The organism is Streptomyces sp. NPDC004111, assembly GCF_042874215.1.
In the GTDB taxonomy this organism is placed as follows: domain Bacteria; phylum Actinomycetota; class Actinomycetes; order Streptomycetales; family Streptomycetaceae; genus Streptomyces.
This window is the reverse complement of the sequence record NZ_JBIAMU010000007.1, coordinates 172,931-190,833: the sequence shown is the minus strand read 5'-3', so window position 1 is coordinate 190,833 and position 17,903 is coordinate 172,931. Positions and strand designations below refer to the sequence as shown.

Genomic DNA, 17,903 nt, shown 5'->3' with positions numbered 1-17,903 from the left:
ACGGCACCCTACCCGTCGGTACGCCGCGCGGTCAGCTTCCTGCGGCGCCACATCACCAGCGGAACCGCACCGGCCAGACCGAGCGCGCCGGGGGCGGCCGAGGCCGCGGCGGCGGTGGCGCTCGCCAGACCGGGCTGGTCGAAGGTGTCCGGCACCGGCAGCGTCGCCCAGCGGCTGATCGGCCAGGCCACGACGATCGCCCGGCCGACGACCTCGTTGTTGTCGACCATGCCGCCGCCCTTGATGTCCTGGTGGTAGCGGGAGTCGAGCGAGTTCGCCCGGTTGTCGCCCATCACCCAGATCTTGCCCTCGGGCACCTTGAGCGGGCCGAACGGCTTGTCGTCGCACGGCGCGCCCCGGGGCGAGATGTACGACTTGTCGTCGAGCTCGTGCCCGTTGACCTTGACCGAGCCGCCGGTCTTGCACTCCACGGTGTCACCGCCGATCGCGATGACCCGCTTGATCAGGTCCTTGTCCTCGGTGGACGGCATCAGGCCGATCCAGCTGAGGAAGGTCTGCACGGCGTTGGGCTCGGCGACCTTGGTGTCCAGCAGCCAGCCGCCCGGGTCGTGGAAGACGACGACCTCGCCGCGCTCCGGCTCGGCACCGAACCACGGGGTCAGCTTGTCCACCAGGACGCGGTCGCCCTTCTGGAGGGTCTCCTGCATCGACTCCGAGGGAATCGAGAAGGCCTGCACCAGGAACGTCTTGATCAGCAGCGCGAGGAGCAGCGCGATACCGATCAGCAGCGGCAGTTCCTTCCAGAAGGACCGCTGCTTGCGCGCGCCCTTGGCCCCGTCGCCGACGGCGCCACCGTCATGGCCGCCGCCCTGGTCGCCGCTGTCCTGCGGGCCGTTGTCCGAGTCGCTCACCGGTTCACCATTCTTCTGCTCCATCGCCACGCCCGTGGAGGCCGCGCCCACCGGAGCCGCACCCGCCGGAGCCGCGCCCGCGGGGGCGCCGCCCGGGGCACCGGGCGAAGGGACTTCGCTGCGCCGCTTCGGCTCGGGATCTTCCTCGGGTCCGTCGTGCCCGGACCGGGCCCCGACCGCCACATCCCCCACGTCCACTCCTCACTCCGTGCCGCCGCCCGCGTCCGTCGGGACGCGGGCCCACCACTCCCATAACGAGCGGGAGTTCCCCTGGGCTCGGGAGTAGGACCTCATCGATCCCGGGACGCCACCCTATTCGACGGTTCCCGTGCGGAGGCCGTCCCGGCACGCGGCTCGGGCACCCGTGCGTACGTCTCGGGCACCTCCAGCTTCCGCCAGTGACCGATCGGCCAGCCGATGACGACCGCCCGGCCGACGACATCCTGCTCGGAGACCGTTCCGTGGTCCTTCTCGTCCAGGTGGTAACGGGAATCGGCGGAATTCGACCGATGGTCCCCCATGACGAAGATCCGCCCCTCGGGCACCTTCACTTCGAACGGAATCTTGGAGGGCCGGTCGTTCGGAAAGACATAGGGTTCACTGAGCGGTACGCCGTTGACGGTGATCTGACCATTTTTGTCACAGCACTTCACGGTGTCGCCGCCCACCGCGACCACCCTCTTGATCAGGTCCTGCTCGTCCGCGGACGGCAGCAGCCCGATCCAGGTCAGCCCCTCCTTGACCTGCTTGACCCCCACCGGGTCCGGCTTCTCGGGCTTCTTCTCGTGCTCCAGCCAGCCGCCCGGGTCCTTGAAGACGACGACCTCGCCGCGCTCGGGACGGGACCCGAACCACGGGGTCAGCTTGTCGACCAGGACGCGGTCGCCGATCCGGATCGTCTGCTCCATCGAGCCGGACGGAATCACGAACGCCTGCACCAGGAACGTCTTCAGTACGAGCGCGATGAGCAGCGCCACGCCTATGAGGACGGGTATCTCCTTGATGGCGGACCTGCGCCGCCGCCGTTTGACCCGGCGGGCCAGCTTCCGCCGCTCGGCCCGGCCGGGCCCGGCCGGGGCCTCGGGCGCGGTGGGTCTGCTGCCGGTCGGCAGCGGGGCCTCCTCGGGCGCGGGCTGCACCCGGTTGCGCCCGCGGCTACCCATGGGACGCGGCCGGCCGTCGTACGTCGGTGAAGGCGTCGGACCGGGCCACCGAGCCCCACCGGCCGAACGGCCAGCCGATCCAGTCGGCCCGCCCGATCACGCGCGCTACGGGGACCATGCCGCCCCCCGGGCTGCCCAGGTGGTCACGCGAGTCGCTGGAGCGGGAGCGGTGGTCGCCGAGCATCCACAGCGTCCCCTCGGGCACGACGATGTCGAAGGGCACTTTCGACGGAGGGTTGCCCGGATACAGATAGGGCTCCTCCACGCTCGTCCCGTTCACCTGGATCCTCCCCCGCTTGTCGCAGCAGACCACCCGGTCGCCGCCCACGCCGACCACCCGCTTCACGAAGTCCGTCTCGGCGGGCTCCGCGAGACCCAGTGCCGCACCTGCCCAGTGCAGCGCGCCGGTCACCGGGTTCGCCCCGGGCTCCTCGCGACGGAACGAGCCCGTCCCGTCGAAGACGACCACGTCCCCGCGCTGCGGCTCGGCCCCGAAACGGTACGCGAGCTTGTTCACCAGGATCCGGTCGCCGACCTGGAGGGCGGGCTGCATCGAGGTGCTCGGGATCAGGAAGGGCTGCACCACGAAACCGCTGATCAGCAGCAGGAGGGCGACGCACCCGGCGACGAGCAGCAGCGGCCGTCGTCCCAGCGCGCGCAGCGGGCCGGGAAAACGCGCGGAGCGCGACCGCTGCGCCTGTCCCTGCGACGGGACGGGCGCGCGGTCGCGCTCCGTGTGCTGTGCTGCTTCGGTGTCCATCGGGCCCGAGCCTATCCGGCCGGTCCCGGACGCCACAGGCGCGCTCAGTTGTCGCGCTTCTCCTTGATCTTCGCGGCCTTGCCGCGCAGCTCACGGAGGTAGTACAGCTTCGCGCGACGGACGTCACCGCGGGTCACGACCTCGATCTTCTCGAAGATCGGGGAGTTCACCGGGAAGGTGCGCTCGACGCCGACGGAGAAGGAGACCTTGCGGACCGTGAAGGTCTCGCGGACGCCCGCACCCTGGCGGCGGATGACGACACCCTTGAACTGCTGCACACGGGAGCGGTTGCCTTCGATGACGCGCACGTGCACGTTGACGGTGTCACCGGGGCGGAAGGCCGGGACGTCGCTGCGGATCGAGGCAGCGTCGACGGCGTCGAGCAGGTGGGACATGATGTCTGCTTTCTTCGCTGATGCCACAGGTCATCAGCGGCAAATCGAAACTGGAAGGAGTGCTGGTCACGTCCTGACGGGCGTCGTTCCCCCTGTGGCAGGGGCGCACGTGGACGGACAGCAGCGGCCTATTCTTCCACGGCCTCGGGGCTCGGCCCAAATCGGCCGTCGGGGCCCGGCCGCCAGCCCAGGATGGAGAGCATCTCGCGGTCCTTCTTGTCGAAGGCGGCGGGGTCGGTGCGCTCGATCAGGTCGGGCCGGTTGGCGGTCGTACGGCGCAGCGCCTCGTCCCGCCGCCAGCGCGCGATCTTCCCGTGGTGGCCGCTGAGCAGCACGTCGGGGATGGTGCGACCGCGCCACTCGGGGGGCTTGGTGTAGACGGGCCCTTCGAGCAGGTTGGCCATCGCGCCGGGGGCGAAGGAGTCGTCCTGGTGGGACTCGGCGTTGCCGAGGACGCCGGGGAGCAGCCGGGCGACGGCCTCCGTGACGACGAGGACCGCCGCCTCGCCGCCGGCCAGTACGTAGTCCCCGATGGACACCTCGTACACCGGCATCCGGGTCGCGTACTCGTCCATCACCCGGCGGTCGATGCCCTCGTAGCGCGCGGGGGCGAAGAGCAGCCAGGGGCGGGCGGAGAGTTCGACGGCGAGCTCCTGGGTGAAGGGGCGTCCGCTGGGGGTGGGCACGACCATGGCGGGGCCGTGCGCCCCGGCCTCGTAGCCGTCGGCGAGCGCCTGGTCCAGGCAGTCGCCCCAGGGGCCGGTCTTCATGACCATGCCGGGGCCGCCGCCGTAGGGGGTGTCGTCGACCGTGTTGTGCCGGTCGTAGGTCCAGGCGCGCAGGTCGTGCACCTGGACGTCGAGGACGCCGCGGGCGCGGGCCTTGCCGACCAGGGAGACGTTCAGCGGTTCGAGGTACTCGGGGAAGATCGTGACGACGTCGAGCCGCATCAGCCGGCGTCCTTGACGTCGGACCGGGCGTCACCCTCGGGGTCGCTCCCGGCCGCCTCCTCCGCGTCCCTGGCGGAGGCGATCACGGCCTGGCTGTCGTCGATCAGGCCGGGCGGCGGGTCGACGACCGCGCGCTGCTCGTCGAGGTCGATCTCCGTGACGATCTCCTCCACGAACGGGATCATCACCTCGCTGCCGTCGGGGCGCTCCACGATGAACAGGTCCTGCGAGGGCAGGTGGGTGATCTCGGTGATCCGGCCGATCTCCGTGCCGTCGGCGAGCACCACGTCGAGGTCGACCAGCTGGTGGTCGTAGAACTCCTCGGGGTCCTCGGGCCGCTCATCGGGATCGACGTCGGAGATGAGGAGGGTGTTGCGCAGGGCCTCGGCCGCCGTGCGGTCCTTGACGCCCTCGAAGCGCAGCAGCAGCCGGCCGCTGTGCACCCGGCCGGTCTCGACGGTCAGCGGGCCCACCCCTGCGGGCTCGGTGGCCAGTACGGCGCCGGGCCCCAGCCGCAGTTCCGGCTCGTCCGTGCGCACCTCGACGGTGACCTCGCCCTTGATTCCGTGGGCGCGGCCGATCCGCGCGACTACCAGCTGCACTCTCGTTCTCTCCTGTTCGTACGCGATACGACGACGGCATCGTGGGGTGCCGACACACGACAAGGGGCCGGGGCGGGCCTCTCAGCCCCTCCCCGGCCCCTGCCGGTAATGCTCTGTTTCCCGATGCTCAGCGGGCGGCGTCCACGTCGACGAGGTCGACGCGGATTCCACGGCCGCCGATGGCCCCCACGACGGTACGCAGGGCGCGGGCGGTACGGCCGTTGCGGCCGATCACCTTGCCGAGGTCGTCGGGGTGCACCCGGACCTCAAGGACACGTCCGCGACGCAGGGTGCGCGAGGCGACCTGCACGTCGTCGGGGTTGTCCACGATGCCCTTCACGAGGTGCTCAAGAGCCTCCTCGAGCATGCTCAGGCCTCGGTCGACTCAGCGGCGGCCTCGGCCGGAGCCTCGTCCGCCTTCTTGTCGGCCTTCTTCGCCTTCGGGGTGATGGCCTCGCCCTTGGCGTCGCCACCCTCAAGGGCCTTCGCGAAGGCGTCGAAGGAGGCGCGCTTGTCTTCCTTCGTGGCCGGCTGCAGCAGCGGCGCCGGGGCCGGGAGGCCCTTGTGCGCCTGCCAGTCGCCGGTGAGCTTCAGGATGGCGAGAACGGCCTCGGTCGGCTGGGCGCCGACGGAGAGCCAGTACTGCGCGCGCTCCGAGTTGACCTCGATGCGCGACGGGTTCTGCACCGGGTGGTACAGGCCGATCTCTTCGATGGCACGGCCGTCACGGCGGACACGGGCGTCGGCGACGACGATGCGGTAGTGAGGCGAACGGATCTTGCCCAGACGCTTCAGCTTGATCTTGACTGCCACTGGAGTGGTCTCTCCTGGTGTTGACGTGGTTGGGCACAACGGGATGCCACGTGGGGTTGCGGTACTCGTCAGTGCCCGATGGACGCGTCAGCCGGAGGAGAGAGGGGTCCTGTGCGGCTGTCGAGTACAGCTGCCCATTGTGCCACAGCTGCGGCACTCGCCGATCCCCGGCCTGGTCACGCACCGTCGCCTCAGCTCGCGGCGCCCACCACTTCCGGGATGCGGAACGGCTTGCCGCAGCCGCCGCACACGATGGGGGCCTGGGCCAGCACCGAGGGGACCACGCGCACATTGCGCCCGCAGTCGCAGACGGCCTTGACCCGCACCCCTCCCCCGGACGACCCGTGCCGGGCGGCGGGGCCGCGGAAGGAGCGCTTGGTGTCCGCGGCGGTGGCCACCGTGTGCGCCTTGAGCGCGCGGGTCAGCCGCTCGATCGTGGGCCGGTAGCGGCGCTTCGCCTCGGGGTTGAGTGCGACCAGCGAGAACCCGCTGCTGGGATGCGGCTCCTCCGGGTGGTCGAGACCCAGCTCCTCGGCGATCGCGAGGAATCTGCGGTTGTGGTAGCGACCGGCGCGCGAGGTGTCACGGACGCCGCGGGCTGCGGCGATTCCGTGCACTGCCTCGTGCAGCAGTCGTTCGAAGGAGAGAGCCACGCCGCAGGCGGACGATGACTCTCCGATCAGGGACTCGGGCGCGGCAAGATCGGGCAGCTCGGGGTGGTACCGCTGGATGTCGGCCCACGCCTGCGCCAGCTCTGCGGCGAGGACAGGTGGTGTCGTGCTCACGACGTGACAACGAGCCGGAGGGCTCCCGTGTTCCTATTCCGGGGCATCCCAAATAATTTGCACGTACCAGTCAGTTCCCGCTGATGCGTCACGACGAGGGCGACTGCGCCGATCCGGGGAGCGGTCGCCCGGCCCGCGGCACCCTGGGACGTATCCCCGCGTACGTTCCCACGCGTATGCGAACCGGGCCCCCGGGGGCGGTGGTCGGCACCCGGGGCACCTGTGCCGGCCCCGGCCCCTGCCCTGCCGCGACGGTGCGCGGGCGGTGCGCGCCGCCCGCCCCGGCCGGGCCGCGGGCCGCCGGGCCGGTGCCGGGGCGCCGCGGCCAGACGGCGTACGGCCGGCCACCGGCGCGTGCCGCGCCCCGCCGGTGCGCCGGGGCACACCCGCGGAGTACACCGTCAATTGCCCTGCTGCCCCCTGGACTTGGGCACGGATGCGGAGTTCCCTGACTTACGGGGGGAGTGCCGACGCGCACGCAGCACGGGGGTTGCCATACCGGGCACGACCGACCTCTCGGCGGATTGGGGCGCTTTCGATGACACCAACGCTCGTCCAGCACCACCCGAGCGCGGGCTCGGCTCCGCGGGGTCCGCGCGCGCGGGCGCGCGCGCGTGACTGGGCCGAGATCCAGGAACGGATGCTGGTTCCGCTCTACGAAGCGGTGTACGAGCGGCTGGAGGTAGGCCCTGCCACCCGGCTGCTCGGCCTCGGCTGCGGCGCGGGGCTGGCCCTGTTCGTCGCGGCCTCCCGGGGCGCCCGGGTCGCCGGGGTGGACTCCGACCCCGCGCGGATCGCGCTGGCCCGCACCCGGCTGCGCGGCGACGGGACGTCCGAGGGGCGCGGCGGCGCGGACGTGGCCGAGGCCGTGCTCTGCGGCGGTCCGTCCGCCACCGCGGGCGCGGGGGTGGCCCCGTACAACCTGGTGACCGCCTTCGAGCCGATCGGCTGTGCGGCCGGGGACACCGACGACCTGACGCCCGCGCTGCACGACGCGGTGGCGCTGGCGGGCCGGGGCAGCGCGGTGGTGCTGACCGGCTGGGGTCCGCCCGAGCGCTGTGCCACCGCGGCGGTGCTGCGGGTGGCGTGCCGGCTGACGGACCCGCTGCGCACCTCCGGCGGCTGGCGGCAGACGCTGCGCGACGACCTGGAGGACATGGCCGCCCGGACCGGCCTGAGGCCGGACGGCTCGGGCCGGGTGGCCTGCCCGTTCGGGTACGGCGACATGGACAGCGCGGTACGGGGTCTGCTGTCGACCGGCCTGTTCGACGCCGCGGCGTCGGCCACGGACCCGGGTCAGGTGGAGAAGGAACTGGTGGAAGCGCTCCATCCGTTCCTCCGCGGGGACGGCACGGTGTGGATGCCGAACGTCTTCCGCTATCTGATCGCCCGCAAGCCCTAGGGGCTGCGGGGCGGGGCGGGGTGGGAGGCGCCGCGGCGGACACACCCACCCCGGCTCCGTTCAGGCCCCCTTGTGGAGCCGGGCGATCCCCGCCGCCTCGTACGCCGCGGCCTCCTCCAGCGTCTCGTTGGCGAGCAGCGCCTGCGCCAGCGCGTCCAGCCGGGGGCGGTTCTCCTCCAGCAGCCGGATGGCGTCCGCGTAGCACTCGTCGACGATCCGCCGCATCTCGCTGTCGACCGCGTCCAGGGTCGCGGGCGCCGCGGAGAGTCCGTACGCCTGCTGCGCATCGGACGGGATGGCGGTGAGACGGCCGACCCGCTCGCTCATCCCCCACCGTCCGACCATTCCCCTGGCCAGGTTGGTGACCTGCTCCAAGTCGTTCTCGGCACCGGTCGTAATCACGTCGAAGACGACCTGTTCGGCGGCCATTCCGCCGAGCGCGCCGATGATCCTGCCGCGCAGGTACTCCTCGGTGTACGCGTACTTGTCCGCGTCCGGGGTGGACAGGGTGACGCCCAGCGCCCGGCCGCGCGGCACGATGGTGATCTTGCGGACCGGGTCGGCGCCCGGCTGGAGCATGCCGAGCAGTGCGTGGCCGCTCTCGTGGTAGGCGGTCCTGCGGCGCTCCTCCTCCGGCATGACCAGCGGGCGTTCCGCGCCGAGCTGGACCTTCTCCAGGGCGTCGGAGAGGTCCGACTGCGTGACGGCGTCCTGCTTGCGCCTGACCGCGAGCAGGGCCGCCTCGTTGGCCAGGTTGGCGAGGTCGGCGCCGGTCATTCCCGGGGTGGTGCGGGCGACCTGGGCGAGGTCGACGTCGTCGGCGAGCGGGATGGAGCGGGTGTGGATCCGCAGGATGGCCTCCCGGCCGCCGCGGTCGGGCGGGCTGACGGTGACGACGCGGTCGAAGCGGCCCGGCCGGGTGAGGGCGGGGTCCAGGACGTCGACGCGGTTGGTGGCGGCGATGACGACGACGCCCTCGGAGCCGGAGAAGCCGTCCATCTCGGTGAGGATCTGGTTGAGCGTCTGTTCGCGCTCGTCGTGGCCGCCCATGCCGGAGCCGCCGCCGCGGGCCCGGCCGATGGTGTCGATCTCGTCGATGAAGATGATCGCCGGGGCGACCTTGCGGGCCTCCGCGAACAGTTCGCGGACCCGTCCCGCGCCGACGCCCACGATCATCTCGATGAACTCCGAGGCGGAGGCGGAGAAGAACGGAACCCCGGCCTCACCGGCCACCGCCCGCGCCAGCAGCGTCTTGCCGGTGCCGGGCGGGCCGGCCAGCAGCACGCCGCCGGGCATCCGGGCGCCCAGCCTCCGGTACTGCTCGGGGTTCTTCAGGAAGTCGACGACCTCGGAGAGTTCGCCCTCCACCTCGTCGATGCCCGCCACGTCCTCGAAGGTGGTGCGCTTGTCGGCGGCCAGCTCGACCGGCTTCGGCGGCGCCTTGCGGCCGAGTCCGCCCATGCCGCCGCCCATGCCCCGGCTCATCCGGCGCGCGATGAACACCCACAGCGCGACCAGCAGCAGCATCGGGGCCAGCGACAGGAGCAGGTTGGCGAGGAAGCTGCGCTCCTCGACGACCGGCTTGGCGGTCACGGTGACGCCGTCCTTGGTCAGTTCGTCCCACAGCTTGTCGTCGGCGAAGGCCGGGCGCTGGGTGAGGAACTTGGTGTACTTGGCGTCCTTGTCCTTGGCGTCCGGGACGGGCTGTTCCTTCTTCAGCTCGCCCTGGATCGCGTCTCCCTTGGAGTAGATCCTGGCGACGTTGTTCGAGGTGACCTGCTTGCTGAACTCGGTGTACGCGATCGTCGGCTCGTCGCCCTCGTTGAACAGGCCCAGCACGATGTTGGTGAGCAGATAGACGATCAGCGCCGTCAGCGCGAGCCGGCCCCAGCCGCCGGGCATCTTCCGCTTCTCGGGCGGCGGTGGCGGCGCGCCCTCCGATCGCCACGGCTGGTCAGGGGTCTGGCGCGGCGGCACGGGGTTGCTCATACCGGGACGTTACGTCACAAAAACGCCGTGGGCACCCTCGAAGGAGGGTGCCCACGGCGTCGTACGCCCGGGACCGCCGTGCGGCCGGCGAGCGGCGGTGATCAGCCCATGAACTTCTTGAACTCGTCCGGCAGCTCGAAGTCCTTGCCGCCCTGGCCCGCGGGGAGGCCGAACGCGCCGCCGCCCTGCGCGGCCTGCTCGCGCCGCTCGGCGGCGGCCTGCTCCTCGGCCTTGCGCTTCATCGGGTTGCCGCTCTTGCGCTTGCCCTTGGCCTGCTTGACCTGCTTCTTCTGCCGGCCGGGGCCACCACCCATGCCGGGCATCCCCGGCATACCGGGCATTCCGCCGCCCTGGGCCATCTTCGACATCATCTTGCGGGCCTCGAAGAACCGCTCGACCAGGCTCTTCACCGCGCTGACCTCGACACCGGAGCCCTTGGCGATACGGGCCCGGCGCGAGCCGTTGATGATGGTCGGCTCGGCGCGCTCGGCCGGGGTCATCGACTTGATGATGGCGCCGACGCGGTCGACTTCCTTCTCGTCGATGTTGTTGATCTGGTCCTTGATCTGCCCCATGCCCGGCAGCATGCCGAGCAGCTTGGAGATCGAGCCCATCTTCCTGACCTGCTCCATCTGGGCCAGGAAGTCGTCCAGCGTGAAGTCCTTGCCCTTGGAGGACGCCAGCTTGGAGGCCATTTGAGCGGCCTCTTCCTGGCTGAAGGTCTTCTCCGCCTGCTCGATCAGGGTGAGCAGGTCACCCATGTCGAGGATGCGCGAGGCCATGCGGTCCGGGTGGAACGCGTCGAACTCGTCCAGCTTCTCGCCGTTGGAGGCGAACATGATCTGGCGGCCGGTGACGTGCGCGATGGAGAGGGCCGCACCACCGCGGGCGTCGCCGTCCAGCTTGGACAGCACCACGCCGTCGAAGCCGACGCCGTCGCGGAACGCCTCGGCGGTGTTGACCGCGTCCTGACCGATCATCGCGTCGACGACGAAGAGGATCTCGTCCGGGCTGACGGCGTCGCGGATGTCCGCGGCCTGCTGCATCAGCTCCTGGTCGATGCCGAGGCGGCCGGCGGTGTCGACCACGACCACGTCGTACTGCTTGGTCTTCGCGTACTCGACGGAGTCCTTGGCCACCTGGACCGGGTCACCGACGCCGTTGCCCGGCTCGGGCGCGTAGACCGCGACGCCCGCGCGCTCGGCGACGACGCTGAGCTGGTTGACGGCGTTGGGGCGCTGGAGGTCGCAGGCGACCAGGAGCGGGGAGTGGCCCTGCCCCTTCAGCCACAGACCGAGCTTTCCGGCGAGGGTCGTCTTACCGGCACCCTGGAGGCCCGCGAGCATGATCACGGTCGGGCCGGACTTGGCGAAGCGCAGACGGCGGGTCTCGCCGCCGAGGATGCCGACCAGCTCCTCGTTGACGATCTTGACGATCTGCTGGGCCGGGTTCAGCGCCTTGGAGACCTCGGCGCCGGACGCCCGCTCCTTGACCTGCTTGATGAAGGCCCGGACGACGGGCAGGGCGACGTCCGCTTCGAGCAGTGCGATACGGATCTCGCGTGCCGTGGCGTCGATGTCCGCCTCACTGAGGCGGCCCTTGCCCCGGAGGTTCTTGAAAGTCGCGGAAAGGCGATCGGAGAGGGTATCGAACACGGTGGTCGCGGATCCTCGGGTCGGGGGCGGGGAGACAGTGGCACCCAGGGTATCCGGACCGGGGTGGTGCGGTCTGCCCCTGGGTGGACGTCCGGCCGCCCCGGCCACCCACCGCACCGCACACCCCGCTCACCGCGGCGCCGCAGCCGCACCGCACGCCCCACTCACCCCGGCGTGCGCACCCCGCTCACCGCAGCGCCGCCTCCACCTCCCGGGCCACCCCCGTCGCGTCCGCCGCCGTCAGGGGTGCTCCCACCGCTCCGGTCACGTAGAAGGCGTCGACCGCGCTCGCCCCCAGCGTCGACACGTGCGCACTGCGCACCCGCACCCCCGCGCCCTCCAGCGCCCGGCCGATCCGGTGCAGCAGACCGGGGGCGTCCTGGGCCCTGACCTCCAGCACCGTCGCCAGCCGGGAGGCCGCCGGGGCCACCGTGACCCGGGGCGGCGGGGCCGCGGCCCTGCGCCGGGCGGGCCCCGCCGCGTACGCCTTCTCCCGCTCCGCGAGCCGCGCGGGGATGTCCAGGCTGCCCGCCAGCGCCCGTACGAGATCGGCGCGCAGCCGGTGCGCCTCGGGCAGTGCGCCGTACGCCGCCGCCACCCGCCAGCTCAGCAGCAGTACGGGGCCGGGCTCGGGCTCCGGCACCGGGGGCCGCACGGCCCGCAGCTCCGCCGTCCGCACGGTCAGCCGGTGCATGGCCAGCACTCCGGCCACCGCGGGCAGCACCCCCGGCTGGTCGGGCACGGCGATCAGCAGTTCCGCCCCGAGCGGCCCGGACGGGTCACCGGCGTCCGCCGGGCCCGCGCCCGACGGGTCCTCCTCGCGCGCCCGCAGCGTCAGTACGGGGCCGCCCGTCCGGTGCGCCTCCACCGCGAGGCGCTCCTGCGCGACGCTCGGCGGCGCCGGTTCCGGATCCGGCAGCGGGTCGCCCGCCAGCACCGCGGCCACCCGCTTGACCAGGTCGGCGACCAGGGACGCGCGCCATGCCGACCAGGCGGCGGGCCCGGTGGCCAGCGCGTCCGCCTCGGTCAGTGCGTGCAGCAGCTCCAGCGTGGATACGGAGCCCACCGCGTCCGCGACCGCCCGCACCGTCGCCGGGTCGTCCAGATCGCGCCGGGTGGCGGTCTCCACGAGCAGCAGGTGGTGGCGCACGAGAGTGGCGACGACCGCCACGTCCGGCTGCCCGAAACCGATCCGGGCGGCCATGTCCCGGGCGATGGTCTCGCCCGCCACCGAGTGGTCGCCGGGCCAGCCCTTGCCGATGTCGTGCAGCAGGGCGGCCACCAGCAGCAGGTCCGGGCGGCCGACCCGGCGGGTCATCCCGGCGGCCCGCACCGCCGTCTCGACCAGATGACGGTCCACGGTCCAGGTGTGCACCGGGTTGCGCTGCGGCCTGCACCGCACCCGTTCCCAGTCCGGCAGCAGCCGGGTGACCAGGCCCTCCGCCTCCAGCGCCGCCCACACCTCGACCGCAGGCTCGCCCGCGCCGAGCAGCGTGATCAGCTCCTCGCGGGCCTCGGCCGGCCAGGGCACCGGCAACTGCGGCGAGACCTTCGCCAGTTGGCGTACGGCGTGCAGGCTGACCGGCAGTCCGGCCTGGGCGGCGGCAGCCGCGGCCCGCAGCACGAGCACCGCGTCCCGGTCCGGTCTGGCGGTGCGGGCGAGCACCGCCTCGCCGTCCTGCTCGACGACGCCGTCGGCCAGCGGGCTGCGCTCGGGCGCGGGCCGCCCGCCGAGCAGTGCCTTCAGCCGGGGCCGTACGGAGCGGGCCCGCACCACCCTGTGGACCTCCCGCCAGGTCACCTCACCGGCGTAGGAAACGGTGCGCGCGGCCTCGTACACCTGGCGCAGCAGGACGTCCGCGTCGAGCACGCCGAGCTCCTCGGCCACCTGGTCCTGCTCCTGGAGGGCCAGCCGGTCGGTGGCCCGCCCCGAGGTCAGATGCAGTGCGTCGCGTACGTCGAGGAGGGTGCGCCGGGCGTCCGCGAGGCCCTCGCGGGGCGCGTCGGCGATCCAGGATGCGGCGACGGCGCGCAGGGCGGTGGCGTCGCGCAGGCCACCGTGGGCCTCCTTGAGGTCGGGTTCCAGGAGGTACTGCAGCTCGCCCGCGCGCTCGGCCCGCTCCCGGCACAGCTCGTGGAGTTCGGGGAGGCGCCGGGGGGCCTGGTTGCGCCAGTCGGCGAGGACTGAGGTGCGCAGGGCGGTGGTGAGGCCGAGGTCGCCGGCGAGGTGGCGGGCGTCCAGCAGGCCGAGGTGGACCTTGAGGTCGTCGCCCGCCACCTTGCGGGCCTCGGCGGGGGTGCGCACCGAGTGGTCGAGGTCGAGACCGAGGTCCCAGACGGGGTACCAGAGCCGGTCGGCGAGGGCGGAGACGGCGGCGGACGGGGCGCCGTCGTGCAGCAGCAGGAGGTCGAGGTCGCTGCGCGGGGAGAGTTCGCCGCGGCCGTAGCCGCCGGTGGCGACGAGGGCGGCCCGGGGGACGCCGGCCTCACGGCTCGCGGTGGTGAAGAGGGCTTCGAGCCAGGTGTCGGTGAGCTGGGCGAGGGCGGTGCGGCGGGAGGGGGTGGGCGGCGGCTTCTCCTGGAGGAGCCGCAGCCGGGCGGCGGCATAGCCGCGGGGATCCGGCAGGCCCGTGTCGTACTTGCTCGTCACCGAGAAACTCCCTTGCACGTCAGAAGACCCAACCCCACCCAAGACCACTCCCCCCACCCGAGCCCCCTTGGGCAACGGGGCCGCCCCGCCCCCTTGGGCGACGGGGCCGCCCCCCGGGGGCGGAACGGGCGGGCAAGGGGGCGGCCCCCGGCGGAGCCGAACACCCCCCGCCCCGGACGCCCCCGGCAGAGCCGCAAGACCCACCCCCGAACGCCCCCGGCGGAGCCGCACCCGCCCCGTCCCCCCGCGGAGCTACAACGCGTCCGGCCCCCGCTCCCCCGTCCTCACCCGTACCGCCGTCTCCACCGGCACGCTCCACACCTTCCCGTCGCCGATCTTCCCGGTGCGGGCCGCCTTGACCACCACCTCGATCAGCTGGTCCGCGTCCTCGTCCTCCACCAGCACCTCGATGCGGATCTTGGGGACCAGGTCCACGGTGTACTCGGCACCCCGGTACACCTCCGTGTGCCCCCGCTGCCTGCCGTACCCGCTCGCCTCCGTGACCGTCAGGCCCTGGACCCCGAAGGACTGGAGGGCCTCCTTGATCTCGTCGAGTCGGTGCGGCTTGACGACCGCCGTGATCAGTTTCATGCGTCCACCTTCTTGGTCAGCTCCACCGTCGCCGCGGCCGAACGCTCCGGCGGTCCCGGTACCTGGGGGGTGCGGGGCGCGGCGCCGCCGCCCGCACCGGTGAAGTCGTACGCCGTCTCCGCGTGCTCGGTCCGGTCGATGCCGGAGACCTCGACGTCCTCGTCGACCCGCATGCCCATCACCTTGTCGACGGCGAAGGCCAGTACCGCGGAGACGACCAGGGAGTAGGCGAGGACGGCGAAGACCCCGGTGGCCTGCTTGCCGAGCTGCTCGAACCCGCCTCCGTAGAAGAGGCCCTTGGCCTCGGACTGTACGCCGCCGGTGGCGAAGAGGCCGACGAGCAGCGAGCCCAGCACACCGCCCACCAGGTGGACGCCCACGACGTCGAGCGAGTCGTCGTATCCGAGCCGGTACTTGAGGCCCACCGCCATCGCGCAGACCACGCCCGCGACGACCCCGATGGCGATGGCGCCGAGCGGCGAACAGGAACCGCCGGAGGGGGTGATCGCGACCAGTCCCGCGACCGCGCCGGACGCCGCGCCCAGCGTCGTGAACGCGCCGTGCCGGATCTTCTCGTACGCCAGCCAGGCCAGCATCGCCGCCGCCGTCGCCACCTGGGTGTTGACGAACATGACCGCGCCGACGCCGTCGTCGTTGCCGAGCCACGACCCGGCGTTGAAGCCGAACCAGCCGAACCACAGGAGTCCGGCGCCGAGCATCACCAGGGGCAGGCTGTGCGGGCGCATCGGGTCCTTCTTGAAGCCGACCCGCTTGCCGATCACCAGGATGACGCCGAGGGCCGCCGCGCCCGCGTTGATGTGGACGGCGGTGCCGCCCGCGAAGTCGATGACGCCCATCTCGAAGAGCCAGCCGCCCGCGCCCCACACCCAGTGCGCGACCGGGAAGTAGACGAGCGCCGCCCACAGGGTGATGAACAGCGCCCAGGCGGTGAACTTCACCCGGTCCGCGAGCGCACCGCTGATCAGCGCCGGGGTGATCACCGCGAACATCAGCTGGAAGACGGCGAAGACGTACACCGGGATGGTGTAGCCGTCCCAGAGCTGGGTGAGGCCGATGCCGCCGAGTCCGACGAAGTCGGAGTTCCAGCCGATGACCGAGCCGAGGTCGTCGCCGAAGGCGAGGCTGAAGCCGAAGAGCACCCACAGGATCGTGACGATCCCGAGGCTGATGAAGCTCATCATCAGCATGTTGAGGGTGGATTTCACCCGGACCATGCCTCCGTAGAAGAAGGCCAGGCCGGGTGTCATCAGCATCACCAGGGCGGAGCAGATGAGCATGAAGCCGGTGTTGGCGGCGGACAGCGTGGGTGCGTCCGCGGCGAGCGTCACCGTCAGGGCTTCTGTCGGGATGCCTGGAGGCATCGGAATCTCCTCGTCTCGGGGGCCGGTGCCGGGTGGCTTGTTATGGACCCAGAGAGTGGCGGAGCGCGGTTTCGGCCGATGCCGCTCGATGTTTCGCCGCAGTGACGATGACGGCGTGCGTGTTACGCGGGAATGAACGGGCCGATCACCCGCGGCGAACGTACGGGGCGGCCCGGTCCTGGCGCGGGCCGGCCGCGACAGCTTCCCGGATGACCTGGCGGCGGGGGAGCCGAATCGGGCTTTACGGGATCGCTGTCGCGGCCGGGTACGTGGGCCCTAGACCGCCTCCGCGGCCTCGGGCAGCTGGGCCCCCAACTGGTCGGTGAGGTCGATGACTTCGGCGACGTCGCCGTACTCCCGCACGGCGCCCTCGACGGTCTTGCGGATGCGGTTGTTGACCCGCTCGGAGCGGACCTTCGAGGCGACCTCCAGGGCCCGCTGGGAGAAGTCGACGGCCTGCTCGGGCTCCTTCTTCAGCAGGTGCACGGTGGCCATGCCGATGAGGTTCAGCGCGTACGACCGCTGGTGCTCAGTGTCCTTCTCGAAGAGCTGTACGGCCCGGTCCATGACGGGCTCGGCGAGCGAGGCGTACGTGGGGCTGCGGCCCGCCACGTAGGCGAGGTCGCGGTAGGAGTGCGAGTTCTCGCCGTTGAGTTCGGCCTCGGAGAAGAAGCGGATCCAGTCGGGGTCCGTCTCGTCGTCGAGCCCGGCGTCGGTGAAGGTGTCCTCGGCCATCCGCACGGCCCGCTTGCACTTGCTGGGCTGGCCCATGTTGGCGTACGCGCGGGCCTCCATCGCATACAGCATCGACTGGGTGCGGGCGGTGGCGCAGTCGCGGCTGCCGTACTGCGCGAGGTGGACCAGTTCGAGTGCGTCGTCGGGACGGCCGAGGTGGATCATCTGGCGGCTCATGCTGGAGAGGATGTACGAGCCGAGCGGTTTGTCGCCCGCCTCCTTGGCGGCGTGCAGCGCCAGCACGAAGTACTTCTGGGCGGTGGGCTGGAGCCCGATGTCGTAGCTCATCCAGCCCGCCAGCTCCGCCAGTTCGGCGGCGCACCGGAACAGCCGCTTGGAGGTGGCGGCCTGCTGGGGCTCCTGGAGCAGGTCGGTGACCTCGTGGAGCTGGCCGACGACGGCCTTGCGGCGCAGTCCGCCGCCGCACTGGGCGTCCCACTGGCGGAACATCATGGTGGTGGATTCCAGCAGCTGCAGTTCCGGTTCGGAGAGCCGGGAGGGGCGCCGGGAGGCGGTGGACTGCTCCTGCGGGGCGGGGTCGTTGGCCGGGGCGGGCACCAGCCAGCGCTGCATCGGCTCGATGAGGGTGGGGCCCGCGGACAGGGCGAGCGAGGAGCCGAGGAAGCCGCGGCGGGCCAGCATCAGGTCGCTGCGGGAGAACTCGCTCAGCAGCGAGACGGTCTGCGGTCCGGCCCACGGGAGGTCGACCCCGGAGACCGAGGGCGACTGGTGTGCGGCGCGCAGTCCGAGGTCCTCGATGGCGACGACCGCGCCGAACCGCTCGGAGAACAGCTCGGAGAGGATGCGCGGAATGGGTTCGCGCGGGTTCTCGCCGTCCAGCCAGCGGCGCACCCGGGAGGTGTCGGTGCTGATGTGGTGGGCGCCCATCTGCCGGGCCCTGCGGTTGACCTGGCGGGCCAGCTCGCCCTTGGACCAGCCGCTGCGCGCGAACCACGATCCGAGTTGCTCGTTCGGGCGCTTTCCAGCGTGTCCGTCGCTACCGCTGCTGCCGCCCACGGGAACGCCCCCATTCCGTTGTCGCCACCGTCCGCACCGTCCGCGCCGGCGTCATTGCCGGGCGTCCGTACTGCCCACCCGGAGCGGGCCGCACACCGCACCCCGGGAAATCTCCTCGGTTCATCCGCGTGAACCCCTTACA

Annotated in this window: 15 protein-coding genes and 1 pseudogene; 1 reads left to right on the top strand and 15 read right to left on the bottom strand. The window is 72.1% G+C overall.

Going from position 1 to position 17,903, the window contains the following annotated elements:
- Positions 1-8: 8 nt before the first annotated feature.
- The 9 genes and pseudogenes from lepB (ACFYVL_RS16355) to ACFYVL_RS16315 all read right to left on the bottom strand — a co-directional run bounded on the left by lepB (ACFYVL_RS16355) (position 9) and on the right by ACFYVL_RS16315 (position 6,340).
- A complete protein-coding gene (gene lepB, locus ACFYVL_RS16355) occupies positions 9-896 on the bottom strand; it encodes a signal peptidase I (RefSeq protein ID WP_389245122.1) in 888 nt (295 codons plus the stop codon).
- Positions 877-2,035, bottom strand: a pseudogene (gene lepB / locus ACFYVL_RS16350) (signal peptidase I). The gene lepB (ACFYVL_RS16355) and the pseudogene lepB (ACFYVL_RS16350) overlap by 20 nt, the downstream one beginning before the upstream one ends.
- Positions 2,028-2,795, bottom strand: a complete 768-nt coding sequence (gene lepB / locus ACFYVL_RS16345) for a signal peptidase I (protein ID WP_389245120.1) — start codon at positions 2,793-2,795, stop codon at positions 2,028-2,030. Before lepB (ACFYVL_RS16345) ends, lepB (ACFYVL_RS16350) begins: the two are co-directional and overlap by 8 nt.
- Positions 2,796-2,839: 44 nt before the next feature.
- Positions 2,840-3,190, bottom strand: a complete 351-nt coding sequence (gene rplS / locus ACFYVL_RS16340) for a 50S ribosomal protein L19 (protein WP_389245118.1) — start codon at positions 3,188-3,190, stop codon at positions 2,840-2,842.
- Between the two features lie 128 nt (positions 3,191-3,318).
- Entirely contained in the window at positions 3,319-4,140 is an 822-nt protein-coding gene (trmD, locus tag ACFYVL_RS16335) for a tRNA (guanosine(37)-N1)-methyltransferase TrmD (protein WP_389245116.1), read from the bottom strand.
- On the bottom strand, positions 4,140-4,742 hold the full coding sequence (gene rimM / locus ACFYVL_RS16330) for a ribosome maturation factor RimM (protein ID WP_389245114.1): 603 nt from the start codon (positions 4,740-4,742) through the stop codon (positions 4,140-4,142). Before rimM ends, trmD begins: the two co-directional genes overlap by 1 nt.
- Before the next feature lie 127 nt (positions 4,743-4,869).
- Complete coding sequence (locus ACFYVL_RS16325) at positions 4,870-5,109, bottom strand: RNA-binding protein (protein ID WP_389245112.1); 240 nt, start codon at positions 5,107-5,109, stop codon at positions 4,870-4,872.
- Between the two features lie 2 nt (positions 5,110-5,111).
- A complete protein-coding gene (gene rpsP, locus ACFYVL_RS16320; protein ID WP_389245110.1) occupies positions 5,112-5,555 on the bottom strand; it encodes a 30S ribosomal protein S16 in 444 nt (147 codons plus the stop codon).
- A gap of 191 nt (positions 5,556-5,746) precedes the next feature.
- Entirely contained in the window at positions 5,747-6,340 is a 594-nt protein-coding gene (locus tag ACFYVL_RS16315; RefSeq protein WP_389245108.1) for a hypothetical protein, read from the bottom strand.
- Positions 6,341-6,878: 538 nt separating this feature from the next.
- Between ACFYVL_RS16315 and ACFYVL_RS16310 the strand changes: the two genes are divergently transcribed.
- Positions 6,879-7,742: a methyltransferase domain-containing protein gene (locus tag ACFYVL_RS16310; protein WP_389245106.1), complete on the top strand. Its 864-nt coding sequence runs from the start codon at positions 6,879-6,881 to the stop codon at positions 7,740-7,742.
- A gap of 60 nt (positions 7,743-7,802) precedes the next feature.
- Here ACFYVL_RS16310 and ftsH read toward each other — a convergent pair whose 3' ends face one another.
- The 6 genes from ftsH to ACFYVL_RS16280 all read right to left on the bottom strand — a co-directional run bounded on the left by ftsH (position 7,803) and on the right by ACFYVL_RS16280 (position 17,761).
- A complete protein-coding gene (gene ftsH / locus ACFYVL_RS16305) occupies positions 7,803-9,731 on the bottom strand; it encodes an ATP-dependent zinc metalloprotease FtsH (protein ID WP_389245104.1) in 1,929 nt (642 codons plus the stop codon).
- 101 nt (positions 9,732-9,832) lie between these two features.
- Positions 9,833-11,386: a signal recognition particle protein gene (gene ffh / locus ACFYVL_RS16300; RefSeq protein ID WP_389245102.1), complete on the bottom strand. Its 1,554-nt coding sequence runs from the start codon at positions 11,384-11,386 to the stop codon at positions 9,833-9,835.
- A gap of 187 nt (positions 11,387-11,573) precedes the next feature.
- Positions 11,574-14,036: a [protein-PII] uridylyltransferase gene (locus tag ACFYVL_RS16295; RefSeq protein ID WP_389245100.1), complete on the bottom strand. Its 2,463-nt coding sequence runs from the start codon at positions 14,034-14,036 to the stop codon at positions 11,574-11,576.
- A gap of 252 nt (positions 14,037-14,288) precedes the next feature.
- Positions 14,289-14,627 carry a P-II family nitrogen regulator gene (locus tag ACFYVL_RS16290; protein WP_389245097.1) on the bottom strand — a complete coding sequence of 113 codons (339 nt, stop codon included), beginning with the start codon at positions 14,625-14,627 and terminating at the stop codon, positions 14,289-14,291.
- Complete coding sequence (locus ACFYVL_RS16285; protein ID WP_389245095.1) at positions 14,624-16,009, bottom strand: ammonium transporter; 1,386 nt, start codon at positions 16,007-16,009, stop codon at positions 14,624-14,626. The genes ACFYVL_RS16290 and ACFYVL_RS16285 overlap by 4 nt, the downstream gene beginning before the upstream one ends.
- Positions 16,010-16,285: 276 nt before the next feature.
- The gene (locus tag ACFYVL_RS16280) at positions 16,286-17,761 is read right to left on the bottom strand and encodes a hypothetical protein (RefSeq protein ID WP_389245093.1); all 1,476 of its coding nucleotides are present in this window, start codon (positions 17,759-17,761) and stop codon (positions 16,286-16,288) included.
- Positions 17,762-17,903 lie beyond the last annotated feature (142 nt).

Bases quoted from the DNA above. Each gene is read 5' to 3' on its own strand.
- lepB (WP_389245122.1), bottom strand. From the start codon at position 896: ATGGAGCAGAAGAATGGTGAACCGGTGAGCGACTCGGACAACGGCCCG.
- lepB (WP_389245120.1), bottom strand. From the start codon at position 2,795: ATGGACACCGAAGCAGCACAGCACACGGAGCGCGACCGCGCGCCCGTC.
- rplS (WP_389245118.1), bottom strand. From the start codon at position 3,190: ATGTCCCACCTGCTCGACGCCGTCGACGCTGCCTCGATCCGCAGCGAC.
- trmD (WP_389245116.1), bottom strand. From the start codon at position 4,140: ATGCGGCTCGACGTCGTCACGATCTTCCCCGAGTACCTCGAACCGCTG.
- ACFYVL_RS16325 (WP_389245112.1), bottom strand. From the start codon at position 5,109: ATGCTCGAGGAGGCTCTTGAGCACCTCGTGAAGGGCATCGTGGACAAC.
- ACFYVL_RS16310 (WP_389245106.1), top strand. From the start codon at position 6,879: ATGACACCAACGCTCGTCCAGCACCACCCGAGCGCGGGCTCGGCTCCG.
- ftsH (WP_389245104.1), bottom strand. From the start codon at position 9,731: ATGAGCAACCCCGTGCCGCCGCGCCAGACCCCTGACCAGCCGTGGCGA.
- ACFYVL_RS16290 (WP_389245097.1), bottom strand. From the start codon at position 14,627: ATGAAACTGATCACGGCGGTCGTCAAGCCGCACCGACTCGACGAGATC.
- ACFYVL_RS16285 (WP_389245095.1), bottom strand. From the start codon at position 16,009: ATGCCTCCAGGCATCCCGACAGAAGCCCTGACGGTGACGCTCGCCGCG.